General features: G+C 68.7%; 15 protein-coding genes and 4 pseudogenes. 9 read left to right on the plus strand and 10 right to left on the minus strand.

Annotated features, from left to right (window positions below):
• Window positions 1–159: 159 nt before the first annotated feature.
• Window positions 160–3,423 carry an MMPL family transporter gene (locus JW364_RS06325; protein WP_205334077.1) on the plus strand — a complete coding sequence of 1,088 codons (3,264 nt, stop codon included), beginning with the start codon at window positions 160–162 and terminating at the stop codon, window positions 3,421–3,423.
• Window positions 3,424–3,663: 240 nt separating this feature from the next.
• Window positions 3,664–4,470 (plus strand): annotated as a pseudogene (locus JW364_RS06330) (MFS transporter); the annotation flags it as partial.
• Between the two features lie 60 nt (window positions 4,471–4,530).
• On the opposite strand, the pseudogene JW364_RS06335 reads toward JW364_RS06330, so the two are convergent.
• Window positions 4,531–5,676: pseudogene (locus JW364_RS06335) on the minus strand (IS3 family transposase).
• An 82-nt stretch (window positions 5,677–5,758) separates the two neighbouring features.
• Here JW364_RS06335 and JW364_RS06340 point away from each other — a divergent pair.
• Window positions 5,759–6,307: pseudogene (locus JW364_RS06340) on the plus strand (MFS transporter); the annotation flags it as partial.
• Window positions 6,308–6,350: 43 nt separating this feature from the next.
• Here JW364_RS06340 and JW364_RS06345 read toward each other — a convergent pair.
• From JW364_RS06345 to JW364_RS06355, 3 genes are read right to left on the minus strand one after another with little or no spacing between them, the layout of a single operon-like run.
• Window positions 6,351–7,028, minus strand: a complete 678-nt coding sequence (locus JW364_RS06345; protein WP_058252243.1) for a response regulator transcription factor — start codon at window positions 7,026–7,028, stop codon at window positions 6,351–6,353.
• A 22-nt stretch (window positions 7,029–7,050) separates the two neighbouring features.
• On the minus strand, window positions 7,051–8,262 hold the full coding sequence (macS, locus tag JW364_RS06350) for a MacS family sensor histidine kinase (protein ID WP_205333638.1): 1,212 nt from the start codon (window positions 8,260–8,262) through the stop codon (window positions 7,051–7,053).
• Window positions 8,259–9,584: an AI-2E family transporter gene (locus JW364_RS06355; RefSeq protein WP_165629439.1), complete on the minus strand. Its 1,326-nt coding sequence runs from the start codon at window positions 9,582–9,584 to the stop codon at window positions 8,259–8,261. The genes macS and JW364_RS06355 overlap by 4 nt, the downstream gene beginning before the upstream one ends.
• 115 nt (window positions 9,585–9,699) lie before the next feature.
• Here JW364_RS06355 and JW364_RS06360 point away from each other — a divergent pair, with 115 nt between their 5' ends.
• Both JW364_RS06360 and JW364_RS06365 read left to right on the plus strand, forming a co-directional pair.
• Window positions 9,700–10,965, plus strand: coding sequence for a YbhN family protein (locus tag JW364_RS06360; RefSeq protein ID WP_240198749.1), 1,266 nt, complete (start codon window positions 9,700–9,702; stop codon window positions 10,963–10,965).
• 6 nt (window positions 10,966–10,971) lie between these two features.
• Window positions 10,972–11,439 (plus strand): DUF3054 domain-containing protein, encoded by a 468-nt coding sequence (locus JW364_RS06365; RefSeq protein ID WP_205333639.1) that lies wholly within the window; start codon window positions 10,972–10,974, stop codon window positions 11,437–11,439.
• Between the two features lie 27 nt (window positions 11,440–11,466).
• Here the strand turns inward: JW364_RS06365 and JW364_RS06370 are convergent, their stop codons facing one another.
• On the minus strand, window positions 11,467–13,104 hold the full coding sequence (locus JW364_RS06370; RefSeq protein ID WP_205333640.1) for an NTF2-like N-terminal transpeptidase domain-containing protein: 1,638 nt from the start codon (window positions 13,102–13,104) through the stop codon (window positions 11,467–11,469).
• Window positions 13,105–13,308: 204 nt separating this feature from the next.
• On the opposite strand from JW364_RS06370, the gene JW364_RS06375 reads away from it, so the two are divergent.
• Complete coding sequence (locus tag JW364_RS06375; RefSeq protein WP_205333641.1) at window positions 13,309–14,070, plus strand: pirin-like bicupin family protein; 762 nt, start codon at window positions 13,309–13,311, stop codon at window positions 14,068–14,070.
• Window positions 14,071–14,134: 64 nt separating this feature from the next.
• Here JW364_RS06375 and JW364_RS06380 read toward each other — a convergent pair whose 3' ends face one another.
• Window positions 14,135–14,746, minus strand: coding sequence for a TetR/AcrR family transcriptional regulator (locus JW364_RS06380; protein WP_205333642.1), 612 nt, complete (start codon window positions 14,744–14,746; stop codon window positions 14,135–14,137).
• A gap of 143 nt (window positions 14,747–14,889) precedes the next feature.
• Between JW364_RS06380 and JW364_RS06385 the strand changes: the two genes are divergently transcribed.
• Window positions 14,890–16,071, plus strand: a complete 1,182-nt coding sequence (locus tag JW364_RS06385; protein ID WP_280361836.1) for an aromatic ring-hydroxylating dioxygenase subunit alpha — start codon at window positions 14,890–14,892, stop codon at window positions 16,069–16,071.
• Between the two features lie 90 nt (window positions 16,072–16,161).
• Window positions 16,162–17,310, plus strand: a complete 1,149-nt coding sequence (locus tag JW364_RS06390; RefSeq protein ID WP_205333643.1) for a hypothetical protein — start codon at window positions 16,162–16,164, stop codon at window positions 17,308–17,310.
• 42 nt (window positions 17,311–17,352) lie between these two features.
• Here JW364_RS06390 and JW364_RS06395 read toward each other — a convergent pair.
• The 3 genes and pseudogenes from JW364_RS06395 to JW364_RS06405 all read right to left on the minus strand — a co-directional run bounded on the left by JW364_RS06395 (window position 17,353) and on the right by JW364_RS06405 (window position 19,838).
• Window positions 17,353–18,284 (minus strand): annotated as a pseudogene (locus tag JW364_RS06395) (NAD-dependent epimerase/dehydratase family protein).
• A 60-nt stretch (window positions 18,285–18,344) separates the two neighbouring features.
• Window positions 18,345–19,079 carry a sterol desaturase family protein gene (locus tag JW364_RS06400; protein ID WP_205333664.1) on the minus strand — a complete coding sequence of 245 codons (735 nt, stop codon included), beginning with the start codon at window positions 19,077–19,079 and terminating at the stop codon, window positions 18,345–18,347.
• Window positions 19,080–19,094: 15 nt separating this feature from the next.
• Window positions 19,095–19,838 (minus strand): FadR/GntR family transcriptional regulator, encoded by a 744-nt coding sequence (locus tag JW364_RS06405; RefSeq protein ID WP_065630325.1) that lies wholly within the window; start codon window positions 19,836–19,838, stop codon window positions 19,095–19,097.
• A 93-nt stretch (window positions 19,839–19,931) separates the two neighbouring features.
• Between JW364_RS06405 and JW364_RS06410 the strand changes: the two genes are divergently transcribed.
• The gene (locus JW364_RS06410) at window positions 19,932–20,378 is read left to right on the plus strand and encodes a pyridoxamine 5'-phosphate oxidase family protein (protein WP_205333644.1); all 447 of its coding nucleotides are present in this window, start codon (window positions 19,932–19,934) and stop codon (window positions 20,376–20,378) included.
• A 25-nt stretch (window positions 20,379–20,403) separates the two neighbouring features.
• Here JW364_RS06410 and JW364_RS06415 read toward each other — a convergent pair whose 3' ends face one another.
• Window positions 20,404–21,855 carry an NAD(P)/FAD-dependent oxidoreductase gene (locus JW364_RS06415; protein ID WP_205333645.1) on the minus strand — a complete coding sequence of 484 codons (1,452 nt, stop codon included), beginning with the start codon at window positions 21,853–21,855 and terminating at the stop codon, window positions 20,404–20,406.
• Between the last annotated feature and the right edge of the window lie 336 nt (window positions 21,856–22,191).

Consider the following 22,191-nt stretch of genomic DNA (forward strand, 5'->3'; position numbering starts at 1 on the left):
CGCCGACGCGGGTGTGCCCGCGCATGACCCCGAGGCCCACGCCTCAGGGATCACTCAGGCAACACTGTCAGGATCTTTCGGGAAACTGACAGAATCGCCACCGGCGCCCCGAGACGACGGCGCCGATTGCCCGACCAGTCGTACACGAAAGGACATCGCGTGTTCCGGTTCATCGGCACATTCGTCTACCGAATGCGCTTCCTCGTCATCGCGGTGCTCATCGCGATGATGGCCGGACTCGGGCTGTACGGTCTCGATCTCGGCAAGCACCTCAGTCAGAGCGGCTGGTTCGATCCGACGTCGGAGTCCGACACCGGTGCGCGCTACGCCGACCAGGCGCTGGGGCGCGACCACACCTCCGACATCATCCTGCTGGTCACCCCACCCGAGGGCACCCGCGTCGACGACAAGGCGTTCGGCGCGAAGGTCGAGACGTTCGTCGAGGATCTCATCGCGACGCACCCCGACATCGTCGGACGCGCCGATCCCGGTCTGTACGACCCGTTCCTCGTCCAGCCCGCGCAGAGCACGCTGCAGGAGCGGCTGTTCACCGAGGACGGCAGACACGCCTTCATCAGCATCGGCGTCGCCGGCAACGACGACACGACGGTCCTCAACAACTACAAGACCATCGAACCGTTCTTCGAGGACATCCCCGAACGCTTCGATCTACCCGGTACGACCTTCGAACTCGCCGGCCTGCAACCGGTCGCCGGATCGATGGCCGAGGGCATGGACAAGGACATCCACCGCGCCGAGGTCCTCGCGCTGCCGCTGGTGGCGATCATGCTGTTCTTCGTGTTCGGCGGCGTCGTCGCCGCCTGCCTGCCCGTCCTGATCGGTGGCCTGACCATCGCCGGATCGCTGGGCATCATGAAGATCCTCGCGCTCACCACCGAGCTCAACATCTTCGCGCAGTCGGTGGTCACGCTGATCGGTCTCGGCATCGCGATCGACTACGGCCTGTTCATCGTGTCGCGTTTCCGCGAGGAACTCGGTGAGGGTTATTCGACCAAGGCCGCGGTCCGAAGAACCGTGATGACCGCCGGTCAGACGGTGGTCTTCTCCGCGACGATCATCGTCGCCGCCCTGGCGTGTCTGCTGATCATGCCGCAGGGGTTCCTCAAATCCGTCGCCTACGGCGCGATCGCATCGGTGTCCCTCGCCGCGATCCTGTCGATCACCGTCCTCCCGGCGATCCTGGGCATCCTCGGACCCCGCGTGAACATGCTGTCGATCAGCACGGTCATGAAGTACACCGCCGTTCCGCTGGCCCGGCGCTTCTCCGGCGAGGAGCGCGCCGCAGCCATCCAGAACCGATTCAGCGGTCGCATGAAGACCAGCCAGGAAGTCGAGAACGGCTTCTGGGGCCGACTCGCGACGTGGGTGATGAAGCACCCGGTCAAGACCGCGGTTCCCACCGTGCTCCTGTTGCTCGCGCTGATCATCCCGTTCGGCAGCATCCAGTTCGGCGGGATCAGCGAGAAGTTCCTGCCGCCGGACAACCCCAACCGGGTCGCGCAGGAGAAGTTCGACGAATACTTCCCGAGCGAGCGAACCGAGGCCATCAAACTCGTCATCATCTACGACGAGTCGAGCCAGGCCGACCAGAACAAGCTCGACGCCATCGCGCAACGCGCCGACGCGGTCCCCGGCTTCACCAACAAGTTCAGCGACGCCGACAAGTCCGACTTCGGGTCCTTCGACGCCGAGCGGTATCCGAACGTGGGCGTCTACCAGGTGTCGGCCGGTCTCCAGGACCGGAACACCGCCGCCCAGGCGATCGAGCAGTTGCGCGCGATCGACACCGAGGGCCTCACGATGTACGTCTCGGGTACCCCGGCCCTCACCCAGGACTCGATCGACGCGCTGATGCAGCGGCTCCCGCTGATGGCCGTCATGCTCGTCCTCATCACCGGCCTGCTGATGTTCCTGCAGTTCGGTTCGATCGTCCTGCCGATCAAGGCCGCGCTCATGACGGCCCTGGGTCTCGGTGCCACGCTCGGCATCCTGACGTGGATCTTCGTCGACGGTCACGGCGCCGAGCTGGCCAACTTCACCCCGGGCCCGCTGTTCGCAGCGGTGCTCGTGCTGATCATCGCCATCGTGTTCGGCCTCTCGACCGACTACGAGGTGTTCCTGCTCTCCCGCATGGTCGAGGCCAGACAGAAGGGCGCGAGCACCACCGAGGCGATCCGCAGCGGCACCGCGCACACCGGCGGCATCATCACCGCGGCCGCCGCGATCCTGGTCGTGGTCACCGGCGCGTTCAGCCTGTCCGAGATCGTGATGATGAAGTACATCGCGTTCGGCATGATCGCCGCGCTGATCCTGGACGCCACGGTGATCCGCATGTTGCTCGTCCCGTCGGTGATGAAGCTGCTCGGGGACGACTGCTGGTGGGCACCGCGGTGGATGCGCGTGGTCCAGCGCAAGATCGGCCTCGGCGAGACCGTCCTCGACGACGAACCCGACGAACAGCGCGACGCCGGTGCCGGCGCCCGTCCGATGAGTGCGGGCACCGTGGTGGCCGAGGCGCCGACCTCGGTGATGGCCGCGGCACGCAGACAACCGGTCGCCGCCGGAGCGGTTCCCGCCCGGGGTCGTGTCCCGGCCGCCGTCGGCCGCCCCGCCGCACCGGCGCGGCCCGCCCCGGACCGACCGCTCACCAACGGCCGCCCGGCGGGTCAGGCCCCCGACCAGCGCACCGGTTCCGGGCCCACCCCGACTCCGCCGTCCCCCTCGGGTCCGCCGCCGACCACCACCGGCCGCCCGGGTACTGCGCCGACCCCGCCGCGCACTCCGCCGGCGCGCGTCGGACCGACGCCCGTGCCCGGTGCCCGGGCCCCCGAACCGGCCGGACGCCGTCCCGCGACGCCCTACCGCCGCTCCACCGTGTCGAAGGGTGATCGTCCCGACACCGGCGGCTGGAGCCTCGGCGAGGGTGGCATCCGACTCGGCGACGCCGCACCTCACCCGGGGAACGGGGACCGTCCGACGGTCACTCCCCCGTCCGCCCCACCACGGGTGCCGGAGACCGGCGGGCGTCCGAATCCCGGAACCGCCCGGCCGACGCCGGAGCCGACCGGCCAGCGCTCACCGCTCGGACGCCGGCCCGCCCTCGACGAGACCGGTCGTCGCCCCCTGGCCGCCTCGGTCAGCCCGGAGACCTCGACCCCGTCGTCTCGGAGTCGTCGCAGCAACGGCCCGTCGCCGATGGAGCGCGGAATCAGCGCCGATGCGACCCCGGCCGCCGCGCGGCCCGACGCCGGTCCCGCCTCGGGTGAGCAGGATCGCCCGGCCGATGAGTCGAACCGTCGCCGTCGTCCGCGTACCGACCGGCACGCCCGCTCCGACGAAACCGGTGACGACGGCCAGATCAGCGTCCAGGAACTGCTGAAGCGGAGTCGCTCACAGAAGTGACCGGCCGGACCCCCGTTCGCGGCCACACCCTCCGCCGGTCGAGCCCCCCTCCGCTGGTTGAGCCGGTGAGGAGCGCAGCGACGAGCCGAGTCGAAGCCACCCGTACGTTCCGCATGCTCGATTGATCACCGGTCACGATCAATCCCGGATGGGTCGGCTCTGGGCATATCTCCGATGTGACCGACCCCACTTCTCACTCAGGATGTCTCCCGGCACACCATCGCGGAAGGGACGGCCCGCATGATCTCATCCACCTGGACATCACCGGAGCATCGCAGGAGCGTGCTCTGGGTCGTCGCACTCGCGACCATCGCCATCGTGTTCGACGGCTACGACGTCGTCGTCTACGGCACCGTCCTACCCACCCTGCTCGACGACCCGACCCAGCTCGGTCAGCTCACCCCCGCCACCGCCGGGGCGCTGGGTTCCTACGCGCTCATCGGCGTCATGATCGGCGCGCTGCTGGCCGGCGCGGTCGGTGACCGGGTCGGTCGCCGACGGATGATGCTGTTCAACATCATCTGGTTCTCGGTCGGCATGGGTGCGACAGCCCTCGCCACCAATCTGACCTCGTTCGGCATCCTGCGGTTCGTGACCGGCATCGGAATCGGCGGCCTGGTCGCCACCGCCGGCGCGATGGTCGCCGAGTTCGCGCCGCCCGCGAAGAAGAATCTGTTCAACGCCATCGTCTACAGCGGTGTTCCGGCCGGCGGCGTGCTCGCCACGATCCTGGCGATGGTGCTCGCCGACCACGTCGGCTGGCGCGGACTGTTCTGGGTCGGCGCACTGCCCCTCGTCACGTTGCTGCCCCTCGCGCTGCTGCGGATGCCCGAGTCGCCGCAATGGCTCGCCACCCGCGGTCGTCTCGCCGACACGGAGGCGGTCTCGGCGCGCACCGGAATCCCCGTCGTCCCTGCTCGGCCGGTCGCGACCACCGCACCCGCCGCAGCCGAGAAGGTCGATTTCGCGGTCCTTGCCTCGCGTCGCTTCGCCGGTCCGACCCTGCTGCTGGGCGTGATGAGCTTCGTCGGCCTGCTGCTGACCTATGTGGCAGGTCCCCGATAGCCGGTCCAGGCAGTTCTAGAGCCAGTTTCTTCTAGCTGTCGGTCAGTCGATCTCGCAGCCCACAGGGTGGTGCTGGTGGGTGCATCGGGCAGCGTACTCGGCCGGGGTCTGGTAGCCCAGCGCCGAGTGGCGGTGCCGGTGGTTGTGGTCGTCTTTAGAAATCGTCGATCACCACGCGAGCTTCGAGCAGGGTGGGCCAGCAGTTGCGGTTCAGGCACTCGTCGCGAAGCCGGTTGTTGAACGATTCGATGAACCCGTTGTTCCACGGCGTGCCGGGCGGAATATAGGAGATGCCTACCGACCCTGCACAGAACGCCTGGAGCGCCTCTGAGATGAACTCAGGGCCGTTGTCCATGCGTAGCACCATGGGTGGGCCACCCCAGATCGCGAAGGTCTTCTCCAATTCCTCGACCAACCGGTCGGCGGTGATCGAGCGATCCACGATGTTGAGCAACGACATCCGGGTGTGTTCATCGACCATTGATGCGATCTTGACCTTCTTGCCATCCACGGTCGAGTCAAACTGAAAGTCCAATGCCCACACCACCTTCGGCGCATCCGCCGCCACGATCGGCACTGACGATTGCCCGGCTCGTTTGCGCCGCGGCGCCCGGCGCACCTGCAGGCCCTCCTCCGTCCACAGCCGATGCACCTTCTTCTTGTTCACCTCGATACCGTCGTCGAACCGCAGGTGCGCCCACGCCCGCCGGAACCCGTGTCGCGGGTGCTTGCGGGCGTAGGTGCGTAGCTGTGCACGCATACCAGCGTCCGGGTCGGCCGGTGTCTGAGCCAACGGCAGACGCCGGTAGGTAGACCGTGAAAGCCCAACAACCCTGCACGCCATACGTTCTGACATGTTCTTCACGTCTTTGAGCATGTCGATCGCGACGCGTTTGGCGGTCGGGCTCAGAATTTTCCCTTGGCGATCTCCCGCAGCGCGTCTTTCTCCAACTCGGCGTCGGCGAGCAGGCGCTTGAGCCGGCCGTTCTGCTCGCGTAGCTCCTTGAGTTCCTTGGCGGCATCAGCGTCCATACCGCCGTACTGGCGGCGCCAGTTGTACAAGGTGGCCGCCGACACCTCGAGGTCGGCGGCGATCTCCTCGCCGTTCTTGCCCTCGGCCGCCAGTTCATCGGCTCGGCGCAACTTGCGCACGATGTCCTCAGCCGAGTGACGCTTCCGTCCCGCCATGATCCCTATCGTCCCTTCTCCGCCCTCAACAGGGCAATCAGGACTCTAGAACCACCCGGACCGGTTCACGGGGGACACGCCATATGGTCTCAACACCTGGCTCCCGCAGATCATGAAGGAAAGCGGCTTCAACGCGAAGGGTTCGCTGTCGTTCCTGCTGGTCCTCAACGGTGGCGCCATCGTGGGCGGACTCATCGCGGCGCGATTCGCCGACCGCCGGGGACCGCAGCAGGTCGTCGCGTCGTCGTTCTGCCTGGCGACGTTCGCACTCGTCGGACTGACCCAGTCCCTCCCGCTGCCGGTGCTGCTGGCCGCGGTCGCCGTCGCCGGTACCGGCACCATCGGCACCCAGGTCCTGATCTACGGTTTCGTGTCGAACTTCTACCCGACCGAAGCACGCGCTGCCGGCGTGGCCTGGTGCGCCGGCTTCGGTCGACTCGGCGGCATCTTCGGTCCGGTGATCGGCGGCCTGCTGATCGGCGCCGGGATCTCCTCGGTCACCGCGTTCCATCTCTTCGCCGGGATCGCGCTCATCGGTGCCGCGGCCACGATGCTGGTCAAGTCACCCAAACCGGCAGACGCGCCCGCGAGCGGTTCGCTGACGACCTCGGGGCTCGCCGTCAGCGAGTGACCCGGCGGCACCCGCCACCGTCGAACACGGCCTGGCCGAGGACTCAGTCCTCGTCCAGGCCGTGTTCGATCACGTAGCGGGTCAGTTCCACGCGGTTGCCGAGCTGGAGCTTGCGGAGGGTGGCCTGGACGTGGTTCTCGACGGTCCGGTGACTCAGGTCGAGGCGCCGCGCGATCTGCTTGGCGCTCAGTCCTTTTGCAACCAGACGCAGCACCTCGGTCTCACGCTCGGTGAGCGCGGGCGCGGCCGGTGCGGCGTCGGGTTGCTGGGACATGCGCCGGTACTCGCCCAGCACCAGCCCCGCGAGACCCGGGGTGAAGACCGCCTGGCCGTCGGCGGTCGCCCGGACCGCGTCCACCAGTTCTTCGCGTGACGACGATTTGACGAGATAGCCACTGGCCCCGGCCTTCACGGCCTCGAGAACGTCGTCGCGCTCACCCGATGCGGACAGCACGAGGATGCGGGTCTTCGGCGAGACCTCCAGGACCGCCGTCGTCGCCTCCGTACCGGTCCCGTCGGTCAGCTGCATGTCCATCAGGACCACATCGGGGGTGACGGCGGCCGCACGTCGACCGGCACTGCCCACGCCGTCCGCGGTGGCGACGACGTCGAATCCCTCGTCGGCGAGATCGCGGGCCACCGCCTCTCGCCAGATCGGGTGGTCGTCGACGACCATGATCCGCAGCGGCGCCCGCCCCTCGTCACTCCGGCCTGCACTCATACTTGATGCTCCCCTTCGCCGTTCAGCTCTCGTCCCGAGGGACGGTGAACTCCCATTCCGTACCCGCACCCGGTTCGGTGTCGACGCGCGCGGTGCCGCCGAGGGATTCGATCCGCCCGACGATGGACTTCGACACCCCGACGCGTCCCTGCGCAACCGCCTCGGCGAGCCGGCCGTCCGGGATGCCGATCCCGTCGTCCCGCACACTCACCACGACATCCCGCCCCAGATCCTCCACCAGGATGTACGCGCGCGCACCGGGACCGGCGTGGTTCACGACGTTGTCGAGCGCGTTGACCACCGCCGCGCGGATCTCCGCGCCCTTTTGCGCCGACACCATGACCGGGTCCGCGGGAGCACTCACCGACACCCGCGCGTCGGCGAAGACGCGCAGGGCGGCGGCGAGATCAACGCTGCAGTGCGCATCGGGATCGGCGGCGACGGGTTCGTCCGTGTCGGAGATCAGCCGACGCAGCGTACGCTCCTGCTCCGCCGCGAGGGTGGCGAGTTCACCTGTCGGGCCGCCGATCTCGCGTCCGCGACGCGCGATCAGCGCGAGCACCTGGAGTACCCCGTCGTGCACCTCACGGGAGAGCCGTTCGCGTTCCTCGGCAGCCGCGGCGATCCGCGCCGCCCGGGACAGCTGGTCCTGGACCCGACGCGCGTTCGCAGCCGCGAGCCCGACCGCCATGCCGGTCGCCACGATGACGATGATGGTGGCATTCCTACCGAAGTCGAGGTTCAGTTCGCCTTTCACGAAGGTGCTGGTGCCGCCGATGATCAGCCCCGACACGATCCCCCCGACCGGGCCGGTGAGGATCGCAACCGAGATGACCGCGTTGGTGGCCCACAGCGTCGTCGGCCAGGTCTGGTTGTTCCACGCCCACTCCGCGCCGGCGACATACGACGTCGACCACATCAGCGCGCAGACGACGAGCACCTCGGCACCGACCCACACCCGGTTGCGCGCGAACCCGACGAAGTAGCCGATCCCGCTGACCAGCGTCCACGCGGAGAGCAGGCCGAAGAGCACCCAGGCGACGCCGCCGCGGTCGAGGTCGGGGTTGACGGCGATGTGGAAGCCGAGTGCGTACAGATAGGACAGCAGCCGGAAGATCTGGGCGCCCCGCCACAGCGGACCGACCGGGTCGTCGTCGACGACACGTGCCAGACGATCCGGATCGGCGTTCCGGTCCGGCGGGCCGACCTCGAGCCCCGGCCACCGGCGCGTCACGTTCCCGCGCCCCGGCCGTCCCCGTCCCGGTCACTGCCACCGCGGTCGGTCTCGACCTCGCCCCGGCGACCATCCGCCGGGCGTTCGGATCCTGGGTTCCCGGCCTTCGAGGGGGTGCCAGGGGCCTCGTGTGCGAGCGTCTCGGCCGCGGCGTCGGGGTCGTCGGTGTCCCACGCCGGTGAATCCGGCTCGGCGACGACCCCCGGGCGCCCGTCCACGGGCTCGGTCGAGTCCCCCTTCAGGCGTCGGATCGCGGTGTTGAAGAACGCGATCAGGGGCACCGCGAGCAGACCACCGATGATGCCGGCCGACACCAGGCCGGCCGCGATCCCGAGCACCACCGCAACCGGATGCAGGCGCACCGACCGACCGAGCAGGAACGGTTGCAGCACATGGCTTTCGAGCTGCATGACACCGACGACGATGGCGAGGGCGACGACCGCGGCGATCCAGCCCTGGGTCACCAGGGCGACGAGCACCGCCAGCGTGCCGGTGACCAGGGCACCGACGATCGGGATGAAGGCGCCCAGGAAGACCAGCGAGGCCAGCGGAAGCGCCAGGGGCACTTGCAGGATGGCGAGTCCGATCCCGATACCGCAGGCGTCGACGAAGGCCACCGCGACGGTCGCCCGGACGTACCCGACGAGTGTGCCGAAACCGGCGATACCCGCCTCCCACACCCGATTCCGATTGGTTTCTGGGATGAGCTTGACCGAGAACTGCCAGATCTGACCACCGCCGTAGAGGAAGAAGATCAACAGGAACAACGTCAGCAGGGCGCCGGTGATGATCTCGCTGGCCGTGGTGGCGGTGGCCAGCGCACCGCTGGTGACACGGTCCTGGTTGTGCTGGATGAAGTCGAGGGTGTCGGTGCCGAAGTTGCGCACCTGGTCGCGATCGAGCCCGAGCGGCCCGTTGATGAGCCATTCCCTGGTCTTCTCGACGGTCACGGTGACCTGCTCGGCGAGTTCGGGAACACCGTCGATGAACTCGCGGACCACGAAGGTCATGACGGCGGCGAGCAACCCGATCGCGACGACGAGGTTGACGATCACCGCCAGCGAACGCGGCAGACCGCGCCGGTCGAGTGCGTCGACCCCGGGAACCAGCATCGCCGAGATCAGGATGGCGAGGGCGACCGGCACGAGGACTTCCTCGAACTCCCGGAACAGCCTGGTCGCGACGTAAGCGGCCGCGACCAGGAGCAGTAGCCGCCACGCCCACTCCGCCGCCGCGCGTACCTGCGGATGAACCTTCGCCCGGTCGATGGACGCGAGGTCCCGGACGTCGCGCGGCCGGTCGGCTCGTTCGGCTTCGGTCACGAGAGTCACACTAGTGCTGCGCCTCGGTGACAGGACGCCGTACACACCCCCGATTGCGCAGGTCGCCGACGGGGGTGGTCACCGACACCGGCCCCCCTACCCTAGGGTGGCACGTATGTCGTCGGAGGATGTTGGCTCGCCGGGGGGCGCGGCAGCCCCGGTGACCCGTCCTCGGTTCTGGTGGGTCCGGTGGGTCCTGCTCACCGTCGTCCTGGTCATCCTCGCCGTCGAAGTCGTTCTCATCTGGCCCGAACTGCGAGGCGCCTGGCTGCGCATCGGCGAGATCGAGTGGCACTGGGTCGCGGCGTGTCTCGTCGCCGCGATGCTGTCGATGGACAGTTTCGCCCAGGTCCAGCGTGCACTGTTGCGCTCGGCGGGCCTGCGGGTCACGCAGTGGAAGTCCCTGTCGGTCATCCTCGCGGCCAACTCGCTGAGCCAGACGATGCCGGGCGGCCAGGTCCTCGCCCCCGCGTTCACCTATCGGGAAACCCGCAAGTGGGGTGCGACACCGGTCATCGCGTCGTGGCAGGTCGTCATGTCGGGCCTGCTCGCCGGCATCGGTCTCGCGGTGCTCGGGTTCGGCGGCGCCCTCCTGGCCGGCGCGAAGACCAGCCCGTTCTCGGTCGTCTTCTCCGTTGCCGGGTTCCTCGCGGTCGCGGTGGTCCTGCAGTACCTGGCCAGTCATCCGGAATCGTTGAAGAGCACCGGGATTCGAGTCCTGGGTTGGGTGAACCAACTCCGGAACAAGCCGGAGGACCACGGCACCGAGAAGTTGTTCGAGACCCTCGAACAGCTCCGGGCGGTGCAACTCACCAAGCGCGACACCTCGGTCGCATTCGGCTGGAGCCTGTTCAACTGGGTCGCCGACGTCGGGTGCCTGATGTTCGCCTGCTGGGCGGTCGACGCCCACCCGAGCATCTCCGGACTGATGGTTGCCTACGCGGCTGGCAAGGCCGTCGGCTCGGCGATCCCCCTGCTGCCGGGCGGCATCGGCGTCGTCGACGCGGTGCTCGTCCCCGCGCTGACCAGCGCCGGGATGCCCGCCGCCGACGCCATCACCGCGGTCCTCATCTACCGGCTGATCAGCTATGTGATCGTGTCGGGCATCGGCTGGGTGGTCATCGGTCTCATGTTCCGTAACCGCATCAAGCGCGACGACACGTTCATCGACGAGGTCGAGCGGGACGCCGACGCCCTCGAACGCTCGGCCGACGACCCGTCGCCCACGACGCCCGACGGGCCGGCGCTCCCCATCCCGCCGCCGGATGGTGTCGAACCGCCGCACCCGGGGGTCCCGCCCGCGGACGGACCCGACAACCCGCATCGAGGGGACTCCGCACGAATGTCCGACACCGATCCGCCGTCGGACCCGGTACGGTAATCCACCATGTTGAGCTCGAAGACGGACCGGGGCTCCGACGCGACGGCGGAGACGGGTTCCTCGCCGGCGCGCGGAACGGCGACGGGTCCCGTCGCCGCCCTGTTCGACGCGGTGGCGATCACGGTCTTCGTCCTCATCGGCCGGGCCAGTCACGAAGAGGGCTATGCGCTGACGTCGGTGCTGCACACGCTGTGGCCGTTCCTGGCCGGCTGTGCGGCCGGGTGGTCGGTCACCTACGTCTACGCGCATGTGCGGTCGAGCGACTTCTTCGGTCACGACTTCCGGCCGGACCGGGTCGTCCCGGTCGGTCTCGTCATCTGGTTCTGCACGGTGACCGTCGCGATGATCCTGCGCTTCATCCTGAGCCAGGGAGTGGCGGTGAGCTTCGTGATCGTCGCAGCCGTGGTGCTCGCGCTCTTCCTGCTCGGCTGGCGAGCCGTCTTCGCCTACCTCGGTCGTCGCGCCGCCGCCTGACGACGAGAGTCGCGAGCGTTCGAGGACCTACTTGATCGTGAAGTACTTCTGCGCGACCTGGAGTGCGGCGGTCCCCGACTTGGGCCCCTCGGTGTAGATGACGACGACCTGACCGCCCTGGAGCCCCACGAACCAGCCGGGCCCCTCGGGGCCGTTGGTGCCGACGAGGGCACGCAGTCCCGGCGCGCGGGTGAGGTCACTGGCGTCGCCGGTGGCGGCAGTGGCGGTCATCGCCTGCAGCACCGGCCGGACGACGGCCGGATCGAGCCCGCCGAGCTCACCGCCCGCGATCTTCGTCGGCACGTTTTTCAGCACGAACGGCGGCACCGACGAGGCCTGCCCGGAGGCGCTGCGCGCCATGGCGACACCGAAGGCGGCCATGTTGGTCATCGACATCATGCTCGAGCCGGGACGGTAGTCGATGGTCGCGATCCCGGGACGGTCAGCGGTCGGAACGCTCGCACCGGGCACCGTGAACTGGACGCCGAGTCCGAGCCGGTCGAGCAGTTCGTCGCCACGCTGCTGCTCCGACCCGACGGCTCGCCCGATCGCGTCGAAGACGGGATTGAGGGTGGTGCCGACCGGATAGGGCTGGTCGAGGTCGACGCCGCTCTCGATCGCGTACGAGTTCTGCGCCATCCCGGTGATCGCACCGGTCTGCGCGTCGAGGGTCATGATCGTCGCGGGTTGACCGACCTCGACGGCCGCGTCGCCCAGGGACAGCTGGACGCCCTGGTCCATCGTGGTCGGGACGTCGGGTCCGGGAGGACCCTGCTCGCCGGCCAGCTTGCGGGGCGCGGCACCCGGACCGAGCATCTCGACCTGCCACCCGGCGGTGGCGTCGCGGATGGCCTGCCAGTAATTGGTCAGCCCGTCCTCGAGGGGGGAGGACAGGCGCCGGTCCGCCATCACCAATTGATCGGATCGGTTGACCACGACACCGGGGACCCGACGCGGGTCGCCGGCGAGCACCTCCATGTCGGAGTCACGCAGACCGACCGCGGTGATGGCCCGGCCCGGCGTGGCGTCGAGCTTCTCTCGGATGACCTGCCCGGTGATCAGCGGCGCGATGGGCGCGATCACCCGGGCCAGCGCCCGCACCGAGGCGTTGAGGTCCGGGGTTCGGGTGGGATCGAGCACGATCTCGTTGACCGGCTGGGCGTACATGAAGACCCGGCCGGTTCGGCTGCGGACGGTCGGGGCCGGCTTCGCGTCGGTGCGGATCTCGCGCAGGGTGCCGCCGGCGGTGAGGCCGGCGTGCAGGATCGCGGGGTCCCAGGTCACCTTCCAACCCGACGACAGCTTGCGCGCGGTACCGCCGCTGGTCGACTCGTACACGCGGCCCTTGTCCCAGTTCCAGGTGGTGGTGACCGAGAAGGTCGCCGTCCCGTCGCTGTATTCGACGGGGTTGTCGACGTCGACGTCGACGCGTTGGGCACCCATCTGTCTCAGAGTGGTGGTGAGACTGTCACCGGCTTGTCCCGGTGCGGTGGTGAACGTGGCGGCCCCGCCGGCGTCCTGGCGGCTGAGGGCGTCGGCGAATGCGTCGATGGCGGCAGCGGCGCCCGTGTCGGTCGAACCGGCGAACCCGCAGGAACTCACCATGACCGCGCACGTGACCGCGGCACAAGCGGCTGTCGTCGCGCGCTTGACCCAGATCTTCATGACGACAATTTTCACTCGTGTAACACTCGAAATCGACGCCGCCAGCTTCCATTCGGGGATCAAGCCGGTCACGAACTCATCTCGCCCACGGGACTTTTGACACTCCGCGGCGTGCGCGATCGCCGTCCGGGGACCGACGTCGACAGATCCCGGACCCGGCCGTCCCCGACCGCCCTCACCTTGCCGCACTGCGACAATGGGCGCATGGTTTTCACCGTCTTCCGTGGCGACGATCGTCCGGTCACCGCCACCGACTGGCTGACCTCACGGCACTGCTTCTCCTTCGGCGACCACTACGACCCGTCGAACACGCACTTCGGCGCGCTGCTCGCCGTCAACGATGAGGTCGTCGCACCCGGCGCGGGCTTCGATCTCCACACCCATCAGGAGAGCGAGATCGTGACATGGGTGGTCGCGGGGACGCTGGTCCACCGCGACTCGGCCGGGCACTCCGGTGTCCTCTACCCCGGCCTGGTACAGCGGATGAGCGCGGGCACCGGCGTCGAACACTCCGAGCGCAACGACTCATGGCCCGACCTGCCCGACGCCGGCACCGAGCCCGTCCGCTACGTCCAGATGTGGCTCATGCCCGACCGCCACGGCCTCGCGCCGTCGTACGCGCAGGCCGATGTCCGCGACCGACTCGCCGCGGGCGGACTCGTACCGATCGCGTCGGGCGTCGCCGATGTCGACGCCGCGGTCTCCGTCGCCAACTCGGGCGCCACCCTGTTCGCGGCGCGACTCCGCCCCGGCGAGACCGTCGAGGTACCCGCTTCCCGGTTCACCCACCTGTTCGTCGTGGACGGACAGGTCGAGGTCGACGGGGTCGGCGTCCGGGAGATCGGCGTTCTGGGCCCGGGTGACGCCCTCCGAGGCATCGACTCCGCGTCGTACCAGATCCGCGCCGGCGACGACTCCGACGCCGAGGTGCTGGTGTGGTCGATGGCCGCCGGGCTGGGTGGGTAGAGCTCTGGCCGCCACCGATCACCGTCGGCGCGTGGCCCAACCGTGCGGCGAGGCGTCGGCGCCGTCAGGGGTTGATGCTCTTGGCCGCGATGGCCACACCTATCCAGCGGTGCAGGAATTCCCGCAATTCAACCGGGGTGCGTGTGAGTTCGCGCGGATCCACGAGCAGTGACTGGACGAACCGCAACATCACCTCGACGAGCTCGTCCATGTCGTCCTCGACCCACCCGTGGGCAGCCCAGTCGACATCGAGATGTTCGACGATCACCCGACCCATCGCGATCGCCTGGGGTGACGTGACCTCGGCAGTGAAACGGCCGTGCTCTGCCTCGGCGAAGAGCAGGCCGAATCGCCGGTGTTGTCGCAGCCGTTCGAAGGTCAGGGCGATGGCTTCGACGATCGCATCCGCCGGGTCGGTCAACCCCTGTAGCGACCGAGCCAGATCCGCCAGGAATTCGTCGGTCGCGTGCTGCGCCGTCGCCGACAGCAGGGCTTTCGTGTCCGGGAAGTAGCGATAGACGGTCTGACGGGCCACCCCGAGCCGCTGAGCGACCTGACGGATGTTGACGCCACCGGCTCCGGCGTCCATCAGCTCGCCGGCCGCAACGACTATGCGCTTGCTCGCTTCGTCATCGTCGGTGGGAGGGGTGGCCCCGGCCCAGCCGTGGGTGCGCATCCACACATTGTGTCGTGCTGCGGGGATCCCCGCAGCCCCTCCCCTCGGGCCGGACGTCGCAACACGGCTGGACATAGAACGTGTTTCATGTATTGTCAGGCCCCAGCCGACTGAACGGACCCGAAAGGACAGCCCCCGTGACGATCGACATCCCCGAAACCACTCCCTCGACCGGCTCGTACGGTGCCGATCTCACTCGTCGAGCACTGGATCTCGCGATGTCCAGCAGCACCGACATGGCCGAGTCGACTCTCCGCGTACCGCTGGACTACTACCGCGACGACAAACTCGCCGAACTCGAACAGACTCGACTGCTGCGCGAGACGCCGCTGGCGCTGCTGGCCTCGGCGCAGATCCCGAACAACGATGACTACGTCGTACGGACGGTGCTCGACGACTCGTTGCTCATCACCCGTGATCGAGACGGGCAGACCCACGTCTTCCTGAACTACTGCCGTCATCGCGGTGCGATGCCGGCCTGTGGCGCGGGCAACGCCCGACGCTTCACGTGTCCGTATCACGCGTGGGTCTATGACAACACCGGCAAACTCCGCGGGGTCCCCGGCAAAGCCGGATTCGACGATCTCGACCGCTCCGACTACGGACTGGTCGAACTGCCGAGCGAGGAACGGCACGGATTCATCTGGGCCGTCCTCACCGCCGATGCGCCGCTCGACCTGGACGCCCACCTGGGCAGTTTCGACGACGAGCTCGCCCGTTGGAGGTATCAGGACTTCCAGTACCACGACGAGCGACATCTCGAATCGACGGTGAGCTGGAAAGGCGCCCTGGAGGCTTTCGCCGAGGGTTACCACTTCCCGTTCGTCCACGGCAACAGCGTGATCGGTCAGAACACGATCGCGAACACGCACGTCTACGACGAGTACGGGCCACACCATCGGATCGGGTTCCCGTTCAACTGGATTCGCGACCTCGCGGACAAAGAGCCCGACGCCACCTGGGACGATCCGAGCGCCTACATGGGCCTCATCTATTGGATCTACCCGAATCTCATCCTCGCCAACAGTCCGGTGGGGGTCGAGGTCATCGACATCCTCCCTGCCGGTTCGGCGACCCGCTGCACCGTGCGCCACAGCTGGATGGCCAAGTACCCGGCCGACACTCCGGAACAGACCGAGATGTATGCCGGCATCTTCGCCCAGGTACACGCGGCGGTCCGCGACGAGGATTTCGCGATGCTGCCACAGTGCGGCGAAGGTGTGCGACGCGGCCAGCACGAACACATGGTCATCGGGCGCAACGAGATCGGGGTGCAGCACATGGTCCGGGTGATGGCCGGACATCTCGGCATCGCGCTCGGATGACCCGACGGACCGTCGACCACGCGCACCGGCGACGCTCGAGATCCCGGTGATGGCGTACACCGGCGCCCGCGCCGAGATCTGGGACCGCTGATGGACATCGACTGGTGCTCACTCGAAGATCACCTGATCCGCTGCATCGAACTCGCGGTCGCCGAAGCCGCCGAGCAGCATCCGGCGAACACCGTCTACGCTGCCGCCCTGATCGATGTCCACGCTCGGGACATGCTCTTCCTGTGGCCGTCGATCCGGGTGGCGTGGCAGCCCCAGGGCTCCCCGGCCACCGAGCGCGGCGACCTCCGCAAGCGGGACGTCGACGACTGGGACCGGCTCGTCGACGCGCCCCCGACCGGGGATCTGTGGGCAGAGCGGCTCACCGCGTCCGTGGGTCGGCACGGCCATCCGTGGAATGTCGTTGCCGCGCAATTTCATCGGAGTCTCGGCAACGCCTGCCGTCGCGCGACGGCGACGCTTCCCGGGTCGGCCCACCTCGACGACGACTTCGTCGTACTCGTCCACGATCCCGAGTGCCGAGAGGCCGCGATCCGGGCATCGGTCGACGACGAGGTTCTGCGACGGCTCTTTCCCGAGCTCCACCGGACCTCGGCCATCGAAGCCCGCCTCGACCGTCTGTCCGAGCCCGACCGAATCGATGCGCTGGTCGAGATCCTGACCTCCGACACCGACACCGACGGCGAACTGCGCCCGGTCGCTCGCCGACTCCTGGCCGCGCAGGGCCCGATTGCCGCGCAGCGCGTGGTGGACGAGCTGCGCAGCACCCCGCTCGATCCATCGAACTCGCATCGGGTCGACCGCCTGTATGACGTCCTCATCGACACCGGGATCACCGATTCCCAGGTCGCGGACCGGTTGGCGGACACCGTCGAACGGGCAGGCAATCGGCCCGTCGACGTGGCGAAGGCGGCCACAGTACTGTGCATGCTCGGCCACGTCCATCGAGCCACGCACCTCGTGGCGGGCCTCCCCGACGACATGGCCGCCCAGGCCCTCAGCGCTCCTTTCCTGGCCGAGCACCGGCGAACGCCGCTCGACTATCGACTGCTGGCCGAGATCCTCGCCGCCCGTCCGGTTCTCGACGACCTCATGCTCGCCTCGTTGACGCCCACACGCATACACGACATCGCCCACGAGGACCTGCGCACCGCTTCCGACGCCCTGGCGTCCCCGTGGCAGTTCATCCGGCGCCACGCCGCGATCGTGCTGCTCTCCTCCCACCTGTGACCCGGCGCGCGACGCCAGCCGGTCACGCCGGCAACCCGGGAACTACACCGCAGGTCGACGCCGATCAGACCCGGCGTCGAGCTGACGTGCCATCTGCGCGTACCCCTCCCACACCGAGGCGTAGCGTGGTCGCCAGTCGGTGGCTGACCGAAACCGCCTGTTGGACACCCGAAGCGAACGTGTCAGCGACGTGGTGCGTTCGCCGAGCAGGAGGGCGGCCCGGTCACGTACGGGTGCTTGCCGACCGCACCCGCCAGGGCGGCCGTGTGGTGCATCTTGGTGACCGGTAGGTCGTCGACGATGTTGTAGGTGCCGGAACCGATTTCGAGTGCGGACACCACGGCGCCGGCGGCATCGGCGAGGTGGATCGAGGAGACGTAGGCGCCGGGTCGGCCGGCCCGGAAACCGATCCGTCGTCGGGCGAGCGCCATGAGCTGCTCGCTGTGGGCGGCGCCGACGCCGTAGAACAACCCGAACCGGAGCACCACGCCGACCCCACCCGAATCGGTGAACCGGCGGGCCGAGGCCTCGGCCGCGTGGTTGCCCACCGCGATCGGATAGTGGTCGACCGGCGACTCCTCGTCGATCCACCGGTCACCGGCGTCGGTGTACACCATGGCGACCGATTCCTGCACCACCCGCGGCACGCCGGTGGCGAGTGCGGCGTCGACCACCGCGGCCGAGCCCTCCCGCCGTATGCGCTGGCAGTCCGCCCAGGCCGACTTTCGGACGAACGATGCGGTCCCCGGAAGGGAGGACGCGAGATTGACGACCGCGCCGCAGCCGTCGAAGTGTTCGGCGAGTCCGTGTCGATCGAACAGCGACACCCGAATCGGGGCGGCGCCGTGGGCACGCAGCGCGGAAGCGGCGGCATCCGAGCGCGCCAGCGCACGCACGTCGTGTCCCGCGGCGACCATTGCGGGCACCGCGTATCCCCCGATGGCCCCCGTACCGCCGGTGACGAATACCCGCATGCGGGCGAGTATTCCGGATCGCGTTGCGGTTTGTCCCGATTACCGGGACGAACCGCACCGTCATGTGGTTCGCCGGTCAGTCCCCGGCTGCGACAGCGCGTGCAGATCCTTTGCGGTGGGTGACTTCTCGACCGTGTCGGGATCGGGATAGGTGTGCAGCAACCGGTCCGCGGTGCCCGCGGTGGTGACCGCGAACCAATAGTGCTCGTTGCGGTAGTGATGGAATCGATGGTTGCGCCACAGCCGGCGATAGTAGGCGCGGCGCGGCCGGTAGTCGGAGTGGATCAGATAGTGCGTCCATTCATAGACCAGTCCGATCGCCGCGAGCGTCGCCATGAACGTGAGACCGCGCTCGGCACTGGCGAAGACGAGGAGCCCCACCGCGACGGCCGCGAGGACGACCGTGACCAGCACCTGCCACGGGATGAACACCAGGGGGATGTTCCGCGGGTCCGAGTGGTGCTCGCGATGCTTACGCGCCACCAGCGGATCGATGGTGACCGGTCCCAGGCGCTTCGGCCGCCAGTGCAACACGACGACGTGGATCAGCCATTCGGCCAGCGGGAAGCTCGCGATCATCACGACCGGGACGACCAGATCGGCGATCCCCCACCCGCCCAGCCAAATTCGCGCCGCCGACGAGGTCACCAGGAACGCGGCGATCATCCAGGGCGACGGGTGCCGGAGGAACTCGGCGAATGCGGCACGCAGGGTCGTCGACCGCCGTGATCGCATTCGCCGTTCCTCCGCCGCCACCTGCCGGCGCGCTCTGTGGTCGATGTGGTCGGCGTCGATGCTCTCGGCAGACATTCAGTTCCCCTCTCCGATGTCAGACTCCGCACCCTCGAGTGCCTGACAGAGTTCGAGCAATGCCGCGGTCGCGGGCGCGAGCAGTTCACGGGCAGCGGCCTCGGCGCGGCCGGGTTCGCGAGACGTGATCGCGTCGACGAGCGCGCGATAGCCGTCGATGTTGCCGACCTCCGGCTCCAGCATCGACGCGAGCGCGGGAAGCGCCGGTTCGTACGCGGCGCGGAGCGAGTTGTACATGAGACGGAATGCGATCGAGTCGGCCGCGTCGACGATCGCGCTCCAGAACTCGAGTGCCGCGACCTGCTGTCCGACCGGGTCCGGTTCGGCGGCGAGATCGGCGAGCAGCGCTGTCAGCCTGGCGATCTGGTCGTCGGTCACCCGCCTCGCCGCCAGCCCGGCGACGCCCGGGCCGATCGCGGCACGTGCCTCGACGATCGAGCGAGCGACACTGGGCACGAGCGCGCCGCCCCGGATCAGGAGTCGCGGCAACAGATCGAGACCACCCGTCCGCGCTATGTCCTGGACCCGTGCGCCGTCGCCCTGCCGAATGGAGACCAGACCGGCCGCCGCCACCCGCTTCAACGCTTCCCGCACGGTGGGCCGCGAGACGCCGAGGATGCGGGTCAATTCCCGTTCGCTTGGAAGGGCCTCGCCGGCCGGTAGGTCACCCGACAGCACGCCCTCGACGATCTGGTCGAACACGATCTCGGGGGCGCTCTGCTGGGACACGGGCTCGAACGGCATGCACCGACCGTAGAACCCGGAGGACTGGTGGTCAAGTGGTCAGACCACTCGCGGCCTGAGGAATGTTCGGTGGGCGCTCGGGTTGTACCCACCATGAGTGACATCGCCGCGCCTTCGTCCGACACCTTGACCGCCGACGATCTGGACTTTCTCAGCCGCCCACTCCTCGGCTTCTTCTCGACGGCGACCGGCCCGACGCCGCCGCAGCCTCGGCCGGTGTGGTTCGAGGCGACCGCGGACGGCGAGATCCAGCTCTTCACCGGTCCCGATTCGCTGAAGGTGCGTCGTCTGGCCGCCGATCCGCGCGCCTCGATCGTGGTCGCCACCCCGGTCGAGGAACGCGAGCGCTGGATCTCCGTTTCCGGCCCCACGCGCATCGAGACCGACGGTCCAGCCGCACGCGAACTCGCAGCACGACTCGCCGACCGCTACTGGGACCTCGACGACCCCACCCGCGCACAGGATCTCGCGGAGATCCTCGCCGACGACTGGGTGCGGATCGTCATCCGGCCGGACAAGATCCGGCGACTGAGCTTCTGAGCGGGGCCTTCGACTCGGCCGCGGCTCATCGCAGCTGATCGAGCAACCGCAACCACACCTCGCTGATGGTCGGATACGACGGAACCGCATGCCACAGCCGCGAGAGCGGGACCTCGCCGACGATGGCCACCGTCGCCGAATGGACGAGTTCCGCGGTCTGCGGCCCCACGAAGGTCGCACCGACGAGGATGTCGCGGCTCGCATCGACGACGAGACAGGCGTGACCCGAGTACTCGGGATCGGTCAGGTAGGACCCCGCCACGGAGATGTCCCCGTCGGCGATCCGTACGTCGATGCCTGCGTCCTTCGCCTGCTTCGCGGTCAGCCCGACAGATGCGATCTCGGGCCGGGTGAACACCACCTGCGGTACGGCACCGTGGTCGGAGCTCGCGACGTACCGCGGACCGTCGAGGTCCCGGTTCTCGGCACGTGCGGCGATCACGTCCCCGGCCACCCGCGCCTGATACTTACCCATGTGTGTCAACGCATTACGGCCGTTGACATCTCCCACCGCGTACAGCCACGGGTGGTCGGCCACCGTCAGATGGTCATCGGCGCGCAACGGGCCGCCCGCCTCGAGTCCCACCGACTCCAGACCGAGATCCCGCGTCGCGGGCGAGCGTCCCGCCGCCACCAGGATCTCGTCGACGACGAGCTCGCCTGCGCCGTCACCGTCGAGCCGGATGGTGGCGGGGCCGCCGTGGATGCGTCCGTAGCCGGTGTCGGCGGCGCCGGGCCGGTCGACCGACTCGATCGTCGTCCCGAACCGGATGTCCACGCCGCGGGCAGTCAGCGAGTCCGCGATCCGCTCTGAGACGAACGACTCCATCTTAGGCAGCAACCGGTCACCGCGGATGGCCATGACGACCTCCGCACCGAGGTCGAGCAACCAGGTCACCGCTTCGCACGCCACGACGCCACCGCCGACGACGAGGATCCGATCCGGCACCTCGACGAGATTCGTCGCGTCCCGGGAGGTCCACGGGTGCGCCTCGGCCAGACCGGGTGTCGGCGGGATCGACGCCGTGCTCCCCGTCGCCACCACGACCGCCTCACGCGCCGTCACCACCGTGTCGCCGACGGTCACCTGCCGCTCACCCGACAACCGCCCATGCCCGCGGATCACCGTCATCCCGGCACCTTCGGCCCATTTCACCTGCCCGGAGTCGTCGTGGGTCGCCCCGGGCCCGTCCCGTCGGTCGTTCACTGTGTCGCGCCACGCCAGGAGGGCGTCGGCGTCCGGACGATCGCCGCTCACCCGTTCACGCGCACCCGCCAGGGCACGGGCTTCCTCGAGCGCGGACCCCGGACCCAACAACGCCTTGCTCGGCATGCATGCCCAGTACGAGCACTCACCCCCCATGAGCTCGTGCTCGATGACGACAGCAGTTCGATCGCTGCCCCGTATCGCATAGTCGGCGACATTCTCGCCCACCGGACCGCCACCGATCACGACGACGTCGAAGGTTGCATCCATGGGTTCAGCGTAGGTGGGTTTCGGCTCCGCGGTCGGCGAGTGCGCACGTTCCGAGGAGAGCAGTGTGCGACTCCTGGGAGTCGCTCTGTCGACGCTGCCGTTCACGAGCCCGCGCTCACCCCCCCCCCGCTGGTTGAGCCGGCACCGAGCGAAGCGAGGCGCCGAGTCGAAGCCCCCTGGTGACCCGACCACGCTGAACGACCCCGACAGACGAAGCGCCCCAGCCATTCACGACCCCCGCTGGTTGAGCCGGCACCGAGCGAAGCGAGGCGCCGAGTCGAAGCCACCTGGTGACCCGACGCCGAGTGACCCCGACGGACGAAGCGCCCCAGCCAT

The sequence above is a fragment of the Gordonia sp. BP-119 genome, from assembly GCF_016924115.1.
GTDB classification, from domain to species: domain Bacteria; phylum Actinomycetota; class Actinomycetes; order Mycobacteriales; family Mycobacteriaceae; genus Gordonia; species Gordonia hongkongensis.